The sequence below is a fragment of the Paracoccus aminovorans genome (assembly GCF_900005615.1).
In the GTDB taxonomy this organism is placed as follows: domain Bacteria; phylum Pseudomonadota; class Alphaproteobacteria; order Rhodobacterales; family Rhodobacteraceae; genus Paracoccus; species Paracoccus aminovorans.
In genome coordinates this window covers 61226-73714 of sequence record NZ_LN832560.1, presented here as the reverse complement: position 1 = coordinate 73714, position 12489 = coordinate 61226, and the positions used below count along the sequence as shown (strand labels likewise).

The following is a 12489-nucleotide window of genomic DNA, read 5'->3' as shown; positions in this document are numbered from 1 at the left end:
ACTTTGGCCCACCGGTGCTATACAAGTCCCCAGCGTCCGCGCCGGCCGTTTTTCGCGCTCAACCCCGGCTTTCGCGCCGCATCCGGTCCATTTCGGCGACGAAGGCGCGCAGTTCGGCGGTCAGCGGACGCTCGGGCATCGCCAGCATCGGTGCGCCGCCGCCCGGGCCGGTCATCTTGCGCTCGGCCCAGTCGCAGAGCTGCGCCACCGACCAGCGCCGCAGGAAGGGGTTGGCCGAGACCACCGCTCCGCCCATGACCGCCTCGACCGATTGCGCGGGATCCGACCGCAGCGCCAGATCGGCGCCGGCCGGACCCAGGAAATGCGCCAGATACAGCCGCCCGGCTGAAATCCGGTGGCCGCGGGCGCGCAGGAAGGCCTCGTTTTCCTGCGCCAGGTGCCGGACCATCTGCCGCGACAGCGCCGCGTCCAGCCGCAGGTCCAGCAGTTCGCGCGACGACAGGGCCGCCACCAGGTCGGGACGATAGCTGCGCATCATCCGCAGCCAGGTGCCTTCGATGAACTGCCCCAGCCCGGTCGCGGTCGAGCGCGGGTTCCTGGCCGCCGCGTCGCCGCCGCTTTCGACCCGGATGATATGGCCGATCAGCGTCTCGATGGATTCCGAGGCCAGCACCTCGCCCCCGCCGCCAAGCATGGGCAGCGGATCGACCGGCTTGCCGTCCTGCAAAAGCTGGAAGGCCAGTCCCGGCTCGCTGCGGCCGGGGGGCAGGCCGGCCCGGCCGATGACCGCGCCGCGGACCACGTCCCCGCCCCGGACGAGATCGGCCGCGACCGGCCCGAGGCCCAGGTAGCGGCTGACGAGACCGCCCGCATGGGTGATCTCCACCGTGTCCTTTTCCAGCGCCGTCACCCGGCCCGGGGCCACGGCCAGCACCGGGCTGCCCTGCGGCGCGGTCCAGGCCACCTGGCCACGCCCGGCACCGGCATCGCCCGGCACGAAGCGCTGCGACAAAACGCCGCCCACCGGCTGCAGCAGCCCCGCCGCATCGGCCTGCCGCACCCGCGCGCCAGGGGCGTGGCACGCGAACCCCTCGGGCGCCGGCACGACATAGCAGGGCTTGTCGCCGGAAGGGCCGCTGACGCCGACGAACAGGACCGCCCCCGGGCGGGCGGCGGCGGCATCGGCATAGATCAAGGTCAGGCGGTCCTGGGGATCGGCGAAACTGTCCAGGTCGAAGACCTGCGCCATCAGCGCCAGCGCCTCGCCGATGACCTCGGGCGGTACGTCGCTGCGCAGGGCCGCGGAATAGATCACGTCCAGAAGCCGCTGCCGGCCCTGCGGCGCCGCGCCCTCGGCTCGGGCGATGGCATCCTGCATCAGCGGCTGGTCGGCCCAGGCGTCGGCCGCGGACACCAGCTGCCCCGCCGCCGACAGCGCCAGCGAACCCAGATAGCCCTTGGGACCATAGAGCGACAGCTGGATCACCTCGCGCCCGCCATCGCGCGCCCGCCAGCGCAGCGCCAGCACCGTGCCGCGCGGCAGGGTCGCGGGCAGCGACAGCTGGCTCTGCAACCGCTCGTCCAGCCGGGCGGCGGTCGCGGCGTCGAAGCCGTTCTCGGCCAGCAGCGCCTTGGCGCCGATGTCGCGGGCGGTCTCGAGCACCATCTCGCGCCACAGCGGCGGGCGCGTCGCGGCATCGCGCAGGAACAGCACGCCCGCATCGGCTTGCGCGGCCTCGGCGGGCGCGGTCAGGCTGGCATTCATCAGCCGCTCGCGCCCGCGCTCGGCCTGGAACAGCGCGAACTCTTCGCGCGTCGAGGGCAACGCCGCCACCAGCTGCCGGTCCTGCGGCACCAGCGGGCTGTCCAGAAGCCGCAGCTGCGCCGCGCGCCCCGGCACCCGCCCCGAGGCCGCCAGGGCCGGCGGCGCGGGCAGTTGCCGCTGGCCGGCGCCAGCGCCGTCCTCGGGCGGCGGGATGATGATGGGATCGCCGGGAATGTCGGTGAAGGTGTCGCCGGACACCATCGGCGCGATGTCGAATTGCGATTCGACCTGCACCATGGCCGGCTCGGCTTCGGGCGCCCACAGCGCCGAAAGACGCGGTTGCAGGCTGGGCCACAGCCATGCCCCCAGACCCGCCAGGGCCAGCGCCGCCAGGCCGCCGCGCAGGGCCAGACCGCGGCGCCGGCGCCGGCGCGCGCCCTGGCCCATCTGCCGGAAACGGGGGTCGATGCCGGTCATGGCCTAGCGGAACAGGCCCGAACCCATCAGCGACGGGTTGATCTGGCGGCCGGTCGAGGGCTGTTCCCGCACCGCCGGCTGGCGCGGCGGCGCCGGCTGCTGCACCGTGCGGCCGGCCGCGGGCGCCGAGCGGCTTTCGCGCGCCGGCGCCGCCCGGGCGGTGCCGCTGCGCGGGGTCGCCGCCGGGGCGACCGGAACCGCTACCGCCGCTGCGCAGCGCAGGTCGGCGCTGCGGGCGATGGCGCGGAACAGCGGCACTTCGGGGTCGTCGCCGACTTCGGTCTTGGCCGCCTGCGACCAGCGCTGCACCGCGCGCACCGAACCGCCGCCCCAGGCGCCGTCGATCCCGCCGCCATAGCAGTCCAGGCGCCGCAGCTCGGTCTGGATCGCCTCGGCCAGCCGGCCCCGGTCGGGATCGAAGGCCCCGCGCCCCAGCAGCCGCTCGAACAGCGCCGCGTCGCGCTGGCGGATCGCCTCGCGCACGGCGAAAGGCAGGCCCAGCGGGCCGCGCGGATCGAAGCCGGCCAGCACCGCCAGGTCGCCGATGACGATCGAGGGCCGGGGCAGGCCGGCGCGGGCGGGCGGCTCGGGCTCGGACAGGGGCAGGATCGGGACGGCGGCGGGCGGTTCGGCCGCGGGGATCACCTGATCCGAGGGCAAGGGCGTGATCACCAGCCCCTGCGCAGCGGCAATCCCGGCGCCCAGCCAGCTGGCCAGCACCGCGATTCCCGCCAGATATGCGCCCCTTTGCCTCATTCCCGCCTCAATTCGGCCTTGGCGTCGCGAAAACGGTCCAGTCGGGCCGGTCCTGGGTGTCCACCTCGGCAAAGCGCGCGTCCAGATAGCCGCGCAGCAGGCAGTCCCGCTGGCCCGCGATCTGGAAGCGGCGCGGCGCCACGCACATCGGAATCGAGCCCGCCAGCACCTCATTACCGAAAACATCGGCCGCGAAGACGTAATAATAGCGTGACCGCAAGGGCTCGCGCTGCAAGGTCGCGCATTGGTTCGGCGCCACCCGCCACCAGCCCCGGGTGGCGAAATCCTGGCCCGCGGGCTCGGCCAGGGCCACGTTCAGCACGTCGAAGGACTGGTTGCACAGCCGCAACTCGGCCCGCGCGGCCGCAGGCCATGGCATTGCCAGCAAGGCCGGAACCAGCCAATTCAATGCAGGGTTGATCGAGCGCCGATTGAGCACCGCTTTCAGCCATGTTACAGCCCCGACAGGGCAAAGGAGTTTCAACAGCATGAAACCGATCCTGACAGCGCGCGCAACCTTTCCGCGAGACCTGGCCCCTGCCTTGTGCGCGGGTGCGCTGCTGCTGGCGACCCTGGCGGCGCCGGTCGCGCCCGCGCAGGCTCAACCCACTCAAGCCGCGGCCGCCGAAGGACAGGTCACGCTGGAACTGAAAGCGGCCGCCGACGCCGGGGGTGCCTGCCAGCTGACCCTGGTGGTGACCAATACGCTGGAGACCGGGCTGAAGCGCGCGGCCTGGCAGGTGGCGGTCTTCGACAAGGCCGGCACGGTGCAGGGGCTGCCGATCCTGGACTTCGGCACGCTTTTGCCGGGCAAGACCCGGGTGGTGCAATTCGCCCTGCCCGACCGGGATTGCGGCGGGATCGGCCGCATCGTCGTCAACGACGTGGCGGAATGCACCGGCCAGGACGGTTCGGACCAGCGCATGGCCTGCCTGACCGGGCTGGCCACCCGCAACCGCAGCGACATCGAGTTCGGTCTTTAGATGTTCGCCGACCTGCCGCTCGTCACCTGGATCGTCTTCGCCGCGCTGGCGGGGCTGTCGGTGCTGACCCTGACCGTCGTGATCTTCAAGCTGATGCAGTTCCGGCGCATGGGCGTCGGCGGCCACCGCCTGGCCGAGGCGATCCTGGACGACTGGCTGAACGGCCGCCCGGACGAGGCGCAGCGCAAGGCCCAGGCCGGCCGCACCGTGCTGGCGCGCGTCCTGGGCGCCACCATGTCGGGCCTGCGCGCCCGGCCTGCGGAACCCGGCTATGGCGAGGAACTGGCCCGTCAGGTCGCGCTGGCCGAGCTGGTGCAGATGGGCGCCCGCATGCGCCTTTTGGAGGCCGTGGTGCAGATGGCGCCGATGCTGGGCCTTCTGGGCACGGTCATCGGCATGATCGACGCCTTCGGCAACCTGGCGCTGAGCCAGCAGACCTCGGACCCGCGGCTGCTGGCCGGAGGCATCTGGACGGCGCTGACCACGACCGCCGCTGGGCTGGCCATCGCGCTGGTGGCCTATTTCGTCTCGGCCTGGCTGGAAGGCCGGATCGAGGACGAGCGGCAGGGGATCGAGCTGGCGGTTTCGGCCGCGATCCACGGCCGGATCGCGCGGCCCGGGCGCTAGGCCATGCAGCTGGCGCGGCCCCTGATCCGCCCGCCGGGCCTGGACCTGCCCCGCCGCCCGCGCAGGCGCGGGGTGTTTTCCATGACCGCGCTGGCGGACGTGCTGTTCCAGCTGCTGATCTTCTTCATGCTCTCGGCCAACCTGCTGAGCTATTCGATGCTGCCGCTGCGCAGCGGCGCCATCCGCGACACCGGCGGGCCGGGCGGCACAGCGGCCGCGCCCCAGGCCGGCATCACCGTCACCGAGGCCCGCGCCACCGCCGTCTGGACGCTGAATCCGGACGGCATCACCGCCTCGGGCCAGCAATTCGCGCTGCCCCGCGCGGCGGCGCTGGCGGATGCGCTGGCGGCGCAGGGCACCCGCAACGTGCTGATCGTGCTGCGCCCCGAGGTGCCGGTCCAGGACGTGGTCACCGTGCTGGAAATGCTGTCGGCGCGCGGCATCGACTCGGTCCAGATCGCCGAGGCGCCGGGGGGCCGGACATGAGCCTGAACCTGCCCTCGCGCGATGGCCGGCGGGTGCAGGTCGATACCTCGCTGGCAATCGTGAACATCGTGCTGCTGCTGATCTTCTATTTCCTGATCGCCGGGCAGGCGCCGCGCGTCCAGACGCCGCTGGACCTGTCCAGCACCGCGACGCTGTCGCCGGAAAACCTGCCCTCGCCCGTGCTCGAGGTGCGCGGGCCCGAGGATTGGCTGCTGGACGGCGACCCCGTCCGCCCCGAGATGCTGCCCGCCGCGCTGGCATCCGTGCCGGGGCCGGTGCATCTGCTGATGGACCGCAGAGCGCCGTCGGGCCTGCTGGTGCAGGTGCTGCGCCGGCCGGAACTGGCGGGACACGACATCAGGCTGGTGACGCTGAAGGATTTCGCGCCGTGATCGGCCAGCGGCCGGCGGGCGGCAGCTGGGCCTTGGCGGCGGGGCTGTCGCTGGCGTTCCACGCGGCCGCCGCCGGGGTGCTGCTCTGGCGTCCGGCGCTGCCGGGGACCGCCGAGCCGCCGCCCCAGCCGATCCAGATCACCGCAATGCCCCTGTCCGCCGCCTTGCCCCAGGCCGAGGTGCTGCGGCCCGTCACCGCCCCGGTGCCGGCCGATCCCGAGGGCGGCGCCGGAACCGCAGCACAGGAAACCGCTCCGGAGACGCTGCCGCAAGCCGCCTCGCCGGTGCTGACCGGCAACGAGTTGCCGACCGCCGGCGCCGACGTGCCGCAGCTTCCCGCCCCGGCCGAAGACGGAGGGGCGGTCGAAATGGCGGCGGAAGCCGATCCCCGTCTGGTCGAACTGTTCGACCGCATCCGCAGCCGGCTGGCCGCACCCTGCCTGCTGGCGCTGCCGGCGCTGGATGCCGAGGGCGGTATCCGGCTGAACCTGCTGGCCGCGGACGACGCGCAGATCCCCAGGCTTCTGCGCGACTTGACGCAGGGACTGGAGACCGAGGTCACCGGCCAGGCCGTGCTGCTGGACCCGCGGCAATGCCCCGGCCTGGCCTTCGCGCGGCGCGATGCCCGCTATCCGGTATTCCCGCTGGGCATCAGCCTGCAATCGCAGGACGTGGCCAGCGGCGACAGCCTGCGCGGCACCGTCTCGGGCGGGACCGGGCGCTATGTCACGCTGCTGCTGGTCGACGACAACGGCGTCACCCACGATCTGCGCCGCTTCCTGGTGAACGCGGGCGGGCGCATCCGCTTCGACGTGCCGGTGGCCCGCGACGGCGCCGGGCGCGACACGCATCAGCTGCTGCTGGCCGTCGCCACGCCCCGCCGCCCCGAGACCGTCGGCGCGGCGGCGGGCGAACTGGCCGAGACCTTTTTCGACCGCCTGTCGCGCGAGATCGGCCCCGAGGCGCTGGTCGGCGTCAGCAGCGTCTATGTGCGAGCGAAATCATAGGCGAAACCGCCCTCTGCCACGCGAATGGTCACGTCCGACATCGCCTGACCCGAGACCATCCGCGACAGCACCTGCCGCGACAGGTCGGGCAGGATCGAGTTGGTAATGATGTTGTCGATCATCCGGCCGCCGCTGTCCGGATCGCGGCAGGCGGCGACGATATGGTCGATCACCGCACCGTCCCAGGTCAGGCTTGCGCCGTGGCTGTCGCGCATCCGCCGCGCGACCGAACCCAGTTTGAGGCGGCTGATCCCGGCCAGCACCTCGGCCGAAAGCGGCACATAGGGGACAGTCACGATCCGGCCCAGCAGCGCCGGCGGGAAGGTGCCCAGCAGCTCTTCCTTCAGGCTCGCGTCCAGGGTTTCCTCGTCGGTGATGGTGCCCTCGGGGGCCATGGCCATGATCGTCCCGGTTCCGACGTTCGAGGTCATCAGGATCAGCGTGTTGCGGAAGTTGATCGGGCGGCCGTTGCCATCCTCCATCCTGCCCTTGTCGAAGACCTGGAAGAACAGCTCGTGCACGTCCGGGTGGGCCTTTTCCATCTCGTCCAGCAGCACGACGGAATAGGGCTTGCGGCGCACCGCCTCGGTCAGCCGGCCACCCTCGCCATAGCCGACATAGCCGGGGGGGCGCCTTTCAGCAGGGAAACGGAATGCGCCTCCTGGAATTCGGACATGTTGATGGTGATGACGTTCTGCTCGCCGCCATACAGCGCCTCGGCCAGCGCCAGCGCGGTCTCGGTCTTGCCGACGCCCGAGGGGCCGCAGAGCATGAAGACGCCGATGGGCTTTTCCGGGTTGCCAAGGCCGGCGCGGGCGGTCTCGACCCGGCGCGCGATCATCTGCAAGCCCTGGTCCTGTCCGATCACCCGCGCGCGCAACAGGTCCGAGAGGCCCAGCACCACCTGCAATTCGTCGGCGACCATGCGGCCGGCCGGGATGCCGGTCCAGTCGCTGATGACGCTGGCCACCGCCTGCTCGTCGACATGCGGCCAGATCATCCGCTCATCGGCATGGATCTGGCCCAGCTGGTCCATGGCGCCAGTGAGCTCAGTGCGGAGCGTTTCCTCGTCGAAATCCTCGCCCTCGCGTGCCGCCAGCGCCTTGCGCAGGGCCAGGATCTGCTCGACCAGCGTTTTCTCGTCGGCAAAGGCGGCTTCCAGATCGGTCAGCTTGGCGCGGGAATCGTCCAGCCGCGCGCGGGCCTCGCCCAGCCGGGCGGCATCACCGTCGCCCAGGTCGCGCTCGGCCTCGCGGGCGGCGATCTCGGTTTCCAGCCCGGCGATTTCGGCCCGCAGGTCGGCGATGCGGGCGGGGACGGCGCTTTGGCTGACCGCGACGCGGGCGCAGGCGGTATCCAAGAGCGACACCGCCTTGTCGGGCAATTGCCGCGCCGGCAGGTAGCGCGCCGACAGCTTCACCGCCGCCTCCAGCGCCGCGTCCGAGATGCGGACCTTGTGATGCGCCTCCATCGGCGCCAGCAGACCGCGCATCATCGCGCAGGCGACCTCGACCGAGGGCTCATCGACCGAGATCGGCTGGAAGCGCCGGGTCAGCGCCGGGTCCTTCTCGAAATAATTGCGGTATTCGGCCCAGGTCGTCGCGCCGATGGTGCGCAGGGTGCCGCGCGCCAAGGCCGGTTTCAGCAGGTTCGCGGCGTCGCCGGTCCCGGCCGCGCCGCCGGCGCCGACCAGCGTATGCGCCTCGTCGATGAACAGGATGATCGGCGTGGCTGAGCTTTGCACCTCATCGATGACCGAGCGCAGGCGCTGCTCGAATTCGCCCTTCATGCTGGCGCCGGCCTGCATGGCGCCGATGTCGAGCATGTGCAGCCGCATCCCACGCAGCGCCGGCGGCACCTCGCCGGATGCCAGCTTCTGCGCAAAGCCCTCGACCACGGCGGTCTTGCCGACGCCGGCCTCGCCGGTCAGGATCGGGTTGTTCTGACGCCGGCGCATCAGCACGTCGACGATCTGACGGATTTCATCGTCGCGGCCGACGACCGGGTCCATCTTGCCATCGGCGGCCTGCGCGGTCATGTCGACCGAGAACCGCCCCAGCGCGGTCGCCGCCCCCTGCCCCTCGCGGCCCGGCGCGCTGGCGCCGATGCCGGTGCCGTCCATCGGGCGCAGGTTTTCCTCTTCGGACTCCTTCCACAGGGTCCGCGCCTCGGACCCGATGCGTTCGGCGGACAACTCGGCGAAAAGGGGCGAATATTGCTCGATCTCGCGCCGCAGGACCGGATCATTGAGCAGCGCGACCAGCAGGTGGCCGGTCCTGATCTGCGCCTCGCCGAAGAACAGCGTGGCATAGGTCCAGGCGTGGTTCAGCCCATCCGCCAGCCGTTCCGAGATGCCGGGGGTCTCGGTCACGTTCTTCTGCAACCCGTCCATCGCCCGGCCCAGGTCCTTGAGCATCCGGCCCCGGTCCATCCCCAACCCGCGCAGGGTGACGGAAATGTCGCCGTCCTGTTGCGAGACGGCGTGGAACAGCCAATGCGACAGTTCCACATTGCGGTTGCCGTCGCCGCGCGCCTGCCGCATCGCCTGAAGGAAGGCCTCATAGCCCAGCCGGTTCATCTTGCCGGCGAATTTCTCGATGGTGATCGCGGTCATCAATGGCCTTTCGCGGAATGCTGGCCCGCATCGCGGCCAAGCGCGAAACGGGCGACTTCAATCGGGGCGCCGCTCTGGGGCAGGCCCTCGGGGCGCATGGCAGCAAGCCAGCCGATGGCGGCATCGCCGCCCAGGGTGGCGGCGGGAATGCGGTCGGCCGGCAGCGCCAGCGCCAGGTCGACGTCCAGGCATTTGCCCAGATACCAATAGACCAGCGCCGCCAGCTGGCCATGGCGCGGCTGTCCGGGAAGGAAGCTGCGATAGGTCGGGGCATCGGGCAGGTCCAGCCGGATGCAGATCTTTTCGTTCACCGATTGCAGCCGCGCGCCCAGATAGCTGTCGCGCCCCAGCGCCCCGCCGCGGCCCAGGCCGCGCAGCTCGTCCGGCTCGAATTCTAGCCAGCTGGCGACATGTTCCTGCACCGTCACCGGAAAGCCGAAATAGCCGTCGAGCAATTGCCGCAGCCGCACGCCGCTGCGCACCCGGCCGCCAAAGACCGGCACCAGCGGCAGCCGCGCGATGTCGGGGAAATCGTCGTGCTGGCGGAAGGCGGGCGAGCCGATCCCCGCCACCGCGCCGACATAGGACTGGAAACGGTCCTGGTCGGGGCGGTCGTGCTGGGTGATGGCATGGGCGTCGGACCAGGCGCGAAAGAACAGCTGGTAGAACCGCGCCGACAGCATGTCGGCGAAGGCGACGAAGGCATCCTCGCCCGCGTCCTGCCAGCGCAGTACCTCCTCGGTCGTGTTCAGCGGCAGCGCGCCTTGCGGGCCGAAAAAGCCCATGAACTGCGCACGGATGCGCGGGCGGGGGCCTTCGGTCTGGACGTCGGCCAGATCCTCGGCCGGGAAGGCCAGCCGCGGGTCCTGGCCGATATCGGCGATGTCCTGCGCGCGCCTTGTGCTGCGGCCGATGCGCGGCTTGGCTTCGGCCTCGCGCTCCAGCCGGCGCAGAAGGGCAAGAAAGCCCGGCGCGGTCATATCAGCGGCCCCATGCCGGTGCGGGGCGGGAAGCGCTTGAGGATGCCGCGCTGGCGGCTGGCGATCACCGTCTGGGTGAAGCTGTTGATGCTGGCATATTCGGCCATAAAACGGTCCAGCACGGCGCCCAGCAGGATGATGCCGCTGCCCTCGAAGGCGGTTTCGTCGAAGCTCAGCACCAGCTCCAGCCCGCGGGCCGGAAAGATCCCCTCGGGCCGGCGGATCGAGCGGGTGATGGGCCGTACCGCCAGCCCGGTCAGCCCGGCGATCTGCACCTCGGTCACATGGTCCGAGGCATCCGCGAACAGCGTCAGGATCTCGCGCAGGCTGGCGGCGCCGTCGCGGCCGAAACGGTCGTCGAGGCCGAAATGGTTGAGCGACAGATAGGAAATCAGCCGCCAATAGACGTCGCCCTGGCGCATGCGGTGCGGGCCGCCGCGCTCGACCTCGGTCATCGCCTCGCGCGGCGGCGTCGGGCCGTTCACGCAGGTCAGGGACAGCGCCTGGTCCGAGACCATGGCGAAATCGTCCGAGCCGGCCAGCGGCAGCACCGCCGGCAGGTGCCGGTTCGAGCACAGCGCCCGGATATGCAGCCGCTGCGCGCGGCGGCCGACGACCGACTCGGGCGGCTCATAGATGGCGATGAAGGTCTCGGTGCCGCGATAGTCGTGACGCTGGCCGGTGCGGCGCTCGGTCTCGGTCAGGCGGCGCGGCTTGCGGCGGGTGGTGTGGTAATAGGCCGCGCGCGGCGCCCCGCCCTGCGGCAGGGCGTAAAGCGGATGCACATCGACGCGGTCATGCGCGGTGCCATAGCTGGCCTGCACGCGCAGGATGCGCTGGATCTCGTAATGGGTGATAGGGCTGGAATCCGGGGTCACGACATATTCGTGGCGCTTGTCGTCCAGCCGCACCTGGTTCGAGCTTTCCTCGAACAAGTTGATCGCCGGCGCGCAGTTCAGCCGGATGTCGCGCGGCTGGATCTGGCGCGCCAACTCGTCATTGGCGCGGTCGAATTCCAGGATCAGCTGCACCTCGCCCGCCGGGATGCGCGACAGCGCGCTGCGCATGTCGGTAAGGCGGAAGCCCATGAACTTGCGCGGAAAGGCGAAGAAATCGCGCAGGATGGCGAACCCCTCGAACAGCCGGCCGTCGCGGTCGAAAAGCAGTTCCTCGCGGGTGAAGCCGATCTGCTCGACCTGGCCCTCGCGCAGGCGCAGGAAGGCCGGGTCGCCGTTCGGCATCAGCCAGCGCAGCGAGACGCGGGTCAGATTGCAATGGATCTGCTCATAGGCGGCGATGGCGCGGACATGGTCGGCGGTCAAGTGAAAGGTCAGCGCGTCGGGCGCGTTCAGCCCCATCGCCTCGCCATCGGTGCGGGCAAGGTCGATCTGCAGGCCGGCGCGGGTCGCCGGGTCGGGGTCCTGGCCCAGACCGCCCAGCGTCGTGGTCTGGTCGTGATAGGTCAGGCCCGCGACCGCCAGCGGCAGCACCACCAGGTCCGAGGTCAGGCTGAAGCGGCAGGCCACCCGCTTTTCGGCATCGCGAAAGCGCGCGTCCAGGTATTCGCCGCGCTTGAAGACCTGCGGCCCCTCGTTCCGGCGCGACAGCGGCGCGGCCTCGACGATCATGCAGCTAGGGATCGGCGCCAGCGCGTCGGGAAAGATCTGCTCCAGCAGCTCGGTGGTGAAGTCGCGGAACTCTTCGTCCAGCTTCAGCTGCACCCGGGCGGCCAGGAAGGCCGAGCCCTCCAGCAGGCCGGCGATGGTCGGGTCGATGTTTTCGCGCAGGACGCCGCCCAGGCGTTCGGCGAGGCCGGGGAATTCCTCGGCGAATTCGGCCGAGCGCTCGTAGAGCATGTCCAGTTCGCGCTCATAGGCGTCGCGGAAGGCTTTTCTCATGGCTCGGCCTGCGTGCGTTTCATGGCGATCTTGCCGGCGGCGGGGTCGACCTCGGCATGGAACTGCACCGCGATGTCGGTCGGGTCCGAGATCATCTCGGCCAGGATCTCGAAGGTGACGCGCTGGTCGGGGCCGGGGTCCAGATCCTCGACCCGCACCTCCAGCGTCTCGGCGCGCAGGCGCGGCTCGTTGCGGATCAGCGCCTCGCGGATGGCCTGGGCCAGGTCCATCGGCGTGCGGTGGTCGCGCCACAGCGTGTCCATGTCGGGCAGGCCGTGATTGATGACGGAATCGCGCACGCGCGGCGTGTCGGACAGGTCGGTGCAGACGTCCAGCCGGATGGTGTTCATCAGGCTGGCCAGGTCCAAGACCAGGTTGCGGCGCAGCGATTCCTCGCTCGCGCCCTCGCGATGTTTCTGGCTCATCAGGGTCAGGTCGCGCTCGCCCTCGGTATAGCGGCGGCCGGGGTCGCGCGAATCGCGCCGGCGGGCGGAATCGCGAAAGATATGCATCAGGGACATTTCGCGCAGGCCCCTGCGCCCG

At 71.0% G+C, this 12489-nt stretch carries 11 protein-coding genes and 1 pseudogene; 5 read left to right on the top strand and 7 right to left on the bottom strand.

Annotated features, from left to right (window positions below):
• Positions 1–58 precede the first annotated feature (58 nt).
• From JCM7685_RS15725 to JCM7685_RS15715, 3 genes are read right to left on the bottom strand one after another with little or no spacing between them, the layout of a single operon-like run.
• Complete coding sequence (locus JCM7685_RS15725; protein WP_074967463.1) at positions 59–2203, bottom strand: peptidoglycan DD-metalloendopeptidase family protein; 2145 nt, start codon at positions 2201–2203, stop codon at positions 59–61.
• A 3-nt stretch (positions 2204–2206) separates the two neighbouring features.
• Positions 2207–2959: a hypothetical protein gene (locus JCM7685_RS15720; RefSeq protein WP_100526134.1), complete on the bottom strand. Its 753-nt coding sequence runs from the start codon at positions 2957–2959 to the stop codon at positions 2207–2209.
• A 7-nt stretch (positions 2960–2966) separates the two neighbouring features.
• Entirely contained in the window at positions 2967–3449 is a 483-nt protein-coding gene (locus JCM7685_RS15715; protein WP_231964732.1) for a DUF1036 domain-containing protein, read from the bottom strand.
• Here JCM7685_RS15715 and JCM7685_RS15710 point away from each other — a divergent pair.
• The 5 genes from JCM7685_RS15710 to JCM7685_RS15690 are packed head-to-tail and all read left to right on the top strand — an operon-like array spanning position 3448 to position 6454.
• The gene (locus JCM7685_RS15710) at positions 3448–3942 is read left to right on the top strand and encodes a hypothetical protein (protein ID WP_083412690.1); all 495 of its coding nucleotides are present in this window, start codon (positions 3448–3450) and stop codon (positions 3940–3942) included. The genes JCM7685_RS15715 and JCM7685_RS15710 overlap by 2 nt on opposite strands.
• Positions 3943–4569, top strand: coding sequence for a MotA/TolQ/ExbB proton channel family protein (locus JCM7685_RS15705; RefSeq protein WP_074967467.1), 627 nt, complete (start codon positions 3943–3945; stop codon positions 4567–4569).
• A gap of 3 nt (positions 4570–4572) precedes the next feature.
• Positions 4573–5055, top strand: coding sequence for an ExbD/TolR family protein (locus JCM7685_RS15700; protein ID WP_074967469.1), 483 nt, complete (start codon positions 4573–4575; stop codon positions 5053–5055).
• On the top strand, positions 5052–5447 hold the full coding sequence (locus tag JCM7685_RS15695; protein ID WP_074967471.1) for an ExbD/TolR family protein: 396 nt from the start codon (positions 5052–5054) through the stop codon (positions 5445–5447). The genes JCM7685_RS15700 and JCM7685_RS15695 overlap by 4 nt, the downstream gene beginning before the upstream one ends.
• Positions 5444–6454 carry a hypothetical protein gene (locus JCM7685_RS15690; protein WP_074967473.1) on the top strand — a complete coding sequence of 337 codons (1011 nt, stop codon included), beginning with the start codon at positions 5444–5446 and terminating at the stop codon, positions 6452–6454. Before JCM7685_RS15695 ends, JCM7685_RS15690 begins: the two co-directional genes overlap by 4 nt.
• On the opposite strand, the pseudogene tssH reads toward JCM7685_RS15690, so the two are convergent.
• The 4 genes and pseudogenes from tssH to tssE all read right to left on the bottom strand — a co-directional run bounded on the left by tssH (position 6433) and on the right by tssE (position 12467).
• A pseudogene (gene tssH / locus JCM7685_RS15685) lies at positions 6433–9068 on the bottom strand (type VI secretion system ATPase TssH). The gene JCM7685_RS15690 and the pseudogene tssH sit on opposite strands and share 22 nt — an antisense overlap.
• Positions 9068–10048, bottom strand: coding sequence for a type VI secretion system baseplate subunit TssG (gene tssG, locus JCM7685_RS15680; protein ID WP_074967477.1), 981 nt, complete (start codon positions 10046–10048; stop codon positions 9068–9070). The pseudogene tssH and the gene tssG overlap by 1 nt, the downstream one beginning before the upstream one ends.
• Complete coding sequence (gene tssF, locus JCM7685_RS15675) at positions 10045–11946, bottom strand: type VI secretion system baseplate subunit TssF (protein WP_074967479.1); 1902 nt, start codon at positions 11944–11946, stop codon at positions 10045–10047. The genes tssG and tssF overlap by 4 nt, the downstream gene beginning before the upstream one ends.
• Positions 11943–12467, bottom strand: coding sequence for a type VI secretion system baseplate subunit TssE (gene tssE / locus JCM7685_RS15670; RefSeq protein ID WP_074967481.1), 525 nt, complete (start codon positions 12465–12467; stop codon positions 11943–11945). The genes tssF and tssE overlap by 4 nt, the downstream gene beginning before the upstream one ends.
• Positions 12468–12489 lie beyond the last annotated feature (22 nt).

What these genes read in the sequence shown, in the direction of transcription:
- JCM7685_RS15725 (WP_074967463.1), bottom strand. Translation starts at nt 2,203, where the DNA reads ATGACCGGCATCGACCCCCGTTTCCGGCAGATGGGCCAGGGCGCGCGC.
- tssE (WP_074967481.1), bottom strand. Translation starts at nt 12,467, where the DNA reads ATGTCCCTGATGCATATCTTTCGCGATTCCGCCCGCCGGCGCGATTCG.
- JCM7685_RS15700 (WP_074967469.1), top strand. Translation starts at nt 4,573, where the DNA reads ATGCAGCTGGCGCGGCCCCTGATCCGCCCGCCGGGCCTGGACCTGCCC.
- JCM7685_RS15705 (WP_074967467.1), top strand. Translation starts at nt 3,943, where the DNA reads ATGTTCGCCGACCTGCCGCTCGTCACCTGGATCGTCTTCGCCGCGCTG.
- tssG (WP_074967477.1), bottom strand. Translation starts at nt 10,048, where the DNA reads ATGACCGCGCCGGGCTTTCTTGCCCTTCTGCGCCGGCTGGAGCGCGAG.
- tssF (WP_074967479.1), bottom strand. Translation starts at nt 11,946, where the DNA reads ATGAGAAAAGCCTTCCGCGACGCCTATGAGCGCGAACTGGACATGCTC.
- JCM7685_RS15710 (WP_083412690.1), top strand. Translation starts at nt 3,448, where the DNA reads ATGAAACCGATCCTGACAGCGCGCGCAACCTTTCCGCGAGACCTGGCC.
- JCM7685_RS15715 (WP_231964732.1), bottom strand. Translation starts at nt 3,449, where the DNA reads ATGCTGTTGAAACTCCTTTGCCCTGTCGGGGCTGTAACATGGCTGAAA.
- JCM7685_RS15720 (WP_100526134.1), bottom strand. Translation starts at nt 2,959, where the DNA reads ATGAGGCAAAGGGGCGCATATCTGGCGGGAATCGCGGTGCTGGCCAGC.
- JCM7685_RS15695 (WP_074967471.1), top strand. Translation starts at nt 5,052, where the DNA reads ATGAGCCTGAACCTGCCCTCGCGCGATGGCCGGCGGGTGCAGGTCGAT.